At 37.7% G+C, this 3821-nt stretch carries 3 protein-coding genes and 1 pseudogene; all 4 read right to left on the reverse strand.

Going from position 1 to position 3821, the window contains the following annotated elements:
• Nucleotides 1-284 precede the first annotated feature (284 nt).
• Nucleotides 285-593 (reverse strand): annotated as a pseudogene (yqfB, locus tag QMF79_RS00005) (N(4)-acetylcytidine aminohydrolase); the annotation flags it as partial.
• Nucleotides 594-818: 225 nt separating this feature from the next.
• A complete protein-coding gene (gene accC / locus QMF79_RS00010) occupies nucleotides 819-2162 on the reverse strand; it encodes an acetyl-CoA carboxylase biotin carboxylase subunit (RefSeq protein ID WP_005707167.1) in 1344 nt (447 codons plus the stop codon).
• Between the two features lie 50 nt (nucleotides 2163-2212).
• The gene (gene accB / locus QMF79_RS00015; protein WP_281772255.1) at nucleotides 2213-2683 is read right to left on the reverse strand and encodes an acetyl-CoA carboxylase biotin carboxyl carrier protein; all 471 of its coding nucleotides are present in this window, start codon (nucleotides 2681-2683) and stop codon (nucleotides 2213-2215) included.
• A 238-nt stretch (nucleotides 2684-2921) separates the two neighbouring features.
• The coding region (gene tuf, locus QMF79_RS00020) for an elongation factor Tu (RefSeq protein ID WP_281772256.1) at nucleotides 2922-3821 on the reverse strand (900 nt) is incomplete at its 5' end.

A 3821-nucleotide genomic window follows, 5' to 3' on the forward strand; every position in this document is an offset into this window, starting at 1 on the left:
TTATTTAATTTATATAATTTATTCTCTAACTCAGATATTTTTTCTTTCAAATGGAAATCTTTATCATTAGTTCTATTATTAATTATGTCACTTATCTCTGACAAACTACGCTCTTGATACCAAATATAAGATTGAATGTTATCTAATTTATTATAAATAAAACAAAACATTGTTATTAGAATTGCAATTATAATTAAAGAAGTTTTATTTAAACTATTAAATCTTAAAAATGAATTATGTTTCTTTTCTATTACATCGGAGTTTTCCATATCTTCTCCTAAATCAATAAGTTTAAATTCAATAACAAAAAATTCGATTTCACTCGGATAAATCCCCTGAATCACTTCTTTCAACTCTGCCAATCCCATATTCTCCTGCTTCGCATGCTGTTCCGTCAGTTTATCAAGAGTAATCGGCGATACACTTAACACTTCGATCGTGCAGAAATATTGATTATCTTCAAACCGCCCCACACGCAAAATATCGCCTGCTTTAAAATGGCTTTCGGATTTATCCCGAATGGTGATGGTTTTACGCCCTGCGAGAATATCGGCTTCAAAGCGTTGGTAAAAAGTGATGTCGTTTGGTTGCATTTTGATCCTTAAAGAGTGGTTGGGTTTTTAACGTCATAAAATGAATATTATGGCTAAAATGCTTTTGTAAATTCTATCAGAAATTCATCAAGAAATCTAAAATGGTAACAGAAGCTATAACAAAACAGGAGGGTTTCAAAAACACTCAAGCGGTTAAATTCTAAAGAACTTTTACAAAGAATCTTTAAAATTTAACCGCTTACTCATTCATAAATGATCTAAAAATTATTTCAGACCTAACTTATGCTCTAAATAGTGAATATTCGTTCCACCCTTACGGAAATTTTCATCTTCCATAATTTTTTCGTGAAGTGGAATATTGGTTTTGATACCTTCAATAATAGTTTCAGACAATGCTTGCTCCATACGACGGATGGCAATATCACGATTTTCAGCAAAAGTAATCAATTTACCAATCATTGAATCGTAGTGTGGAGGAACAGCATAACCTGAGTAAATATGTGAATCCCAACGCACACCTAAACCACCTGGCACGTGTAAACGTGTAATTTTACCTGGTGATGGTAAGAAGGTATTTGGATCCTCCGCGTTGATACGGCATTCCATCGCGTGACCTTTCACTTTGATGTCATCTTGTGTAATAGAAAGCGGTAAACCTGCGGCAACGCGAAGTTGTTCTTTTACTAAGTCTACACCTGTAATCATCTCGGTAACTGGGTGTTCAACCTGTAAACGGGTATTCATTTCGATGAAATAGAATTCGCCATTTTCGAATAAAAATTCGAATGTACCTGCACCGCGGTAGCCGATCTCACGGCACGCATTTGCACAACGCTCTCCAATGAATTTACGTAATTCAGGAGTAATACCTGGTGCGGGAGCTTCTTCAACCACTTTTTGGTGGCGACGCTGCATTGAGCAATCACGTTCTGCTAAATAAACTGCATTGCCATGCGTGTCCGCCATTACTTGGATTTCGATGTGGCGCGGATTTTCAAGGTATTTTTCCATATACACCATATCGTTGTTGAATGCCGCTTTCGCTTCCGCTTTGGTCATTGCGATCGATTCTTCTAAATCTTTCTCTTGGTAAACCACACGCATACCACGACCACCGCCACCACCAGATGCTTTAATAATGACTGGATAGCCAATACGTTTAGCAATTTCTTTGTTTTTCTTCGGATCATTTCCGATTGGACCATCAGAACCTGGCACGCAAGGCACACCCGCTTTTTTCATTGCATTGATTGCAGATACTTTGTCGCCCATTAAACGAATTACATCCGCCGTTGGGCCAATAAAGATAAAACCAGAATTTTCAACCTGTTCTGCAAAATCTGCATTTTCAGATAAGAAGCCGTAACCTGGGTGGATCGCATCAGCATCCGTTACTTCTGCTGCCGCAATAATAGCAGGGATATTTAAATAACTTTTTACGGAAGGTGCAGGACCGATACAGACGGTTTCATCCGCTAATAATACGTGTTTAAGTTCGCGGTCTGCTGTTGAGTGAACTGCTACGGTTTTAATACCTAATTCTTTACAGGCACGTAAAACGCGTAAAGCAATTTCGCCACGGTTGGCAATGACAACTTTTTTTAACATTGCTTATTCCTTTTGGGTAATGAAAATACCCCTCTTGAGAAGGGATTAAATTATTCGATAATTACTAATTTTTGGTCGAATTCAACCGCTTCACCGTCATTGACAAGGATTGCTTTTACAACACCTGCTTTATCAGATTCAATACGGTTCATCATTTTCATTGCTTCAACAATACAAAGTGCATCACCCACTTTCACTTGTTGCCCTACTTCAATAAATGGTTTCGCATCTGGGCTTGGGCTGCGATAGAAAGTTCCTACCATTGGAGAAAGTACTGCGTGACCTGAAACTTCAGAAGAAACAGATGATGCTTCTTGAGCTGGAGCAGACTCTGTTGGTAGAGCTACAGGTGCAGAAACTGGTGCTTGTTGAGGTGCTGCCACATATTGTACTGCTGCTGGTGCAACAGCTGGAGCCGCACGGCTAATACGTACTGTGCCTTCTTCTTCAGAAACCTCTAATTCGGTAATGCCTGATTCTTCTACTAATTCGATTAATTTTTTGATTTTGCGAATATCCATAGTGAAATTCCATTGGGTTAAATAAATTGACCGATCATTCTGATTTTTACAGAGAAAACCGAATCAACGGATAAAAAAGATGTGCGTAGATTACCTGATTTTCGTGAATTTTGCGATTAAAATCTATGAAATTTAGAGAAAATGTCAGGAACTTAGACCACTTAGAGAGAAAATAAAAACACAAAAAGGCGTACCTTTCGATACGCCTTTTCTTATGAAGCTTTGACTAAACCATCAATTATTTGATGATTTTAGCAACAACGCCCGCACCTACTGTACGACCACCTTCACGGATCGCGAAACGTAAACCTTCGTCCATCGCGATTGGGTGGATTAATGATACTGTCATTTTGATGTTATCGCCTGGCATTACCATTTCTACGCCTTCTGGTAACTCAATAGTACCAGTTACGTCAGTTGTACGGAAGTAGAATTGTGGTTTATAGTGTTCAAAGAATGGAGTGTGACGTCCACCTTCTTCTTTCTTTAAAACATATACTGTAGCTTCAAATTCAGTATGAGGAACAATAGTTTTAGGTTTAGCTAATACTTGTCCACGTTCAACTTCATCTCTTTCAACACCACGTAGTAATAACCCAGCGTTATCTCCAGCTTGAGCTTGTTTTAAGTTTTTACGGAACATTTCAATTCCTGTAACAACAGTCTTTTTAGTTGGTTTTAATCCAACAATTTCAACTTCATCATTTAATTGTAGAACTCCACGTTCAACTCTACCAGTTGCAACAGTTCCACGTCCAGTAATTGTAAATACATCTTCTACAGCCATTAAAAATGGTTTGTCAGTTTCACGTTTTGGTTCATCAATATATGAGTCAACTGCTTCCATTAATTTTAGAACAATATCTTCATATTTTGGATCACCTTGTAATGCTTTAAGAGCAGATCCTGCAATAACAGGTGTATTTTCTCCATCGAAACCATATTCGCTTAATAAGCCACGAATATCCATTTCAACAAGCCCTACCATTTCTTCTCTTTCGTCATCTTTAAACATATCAATTTTGTTTAAAAATACAACCATTTTAGGAACACCAACTTGTTTTGCAAGTAAGATATGTTCACGAGTTTGAGGCATAGGTCCATCTGTTGCAGCAACAACTAGGATAGCTCCATCCAT

The organism is Pseudohaemophilus parahaemolyticus, assembly GCF_938021905.1.
Classification (GTDB): Bacteria; Pseudomonadota; Gammaproteobacteria; order Enterobacterales; family Pasteurellaceae; genus Haemophilus_A; species Haemophilus_A parahaemolyticus_B.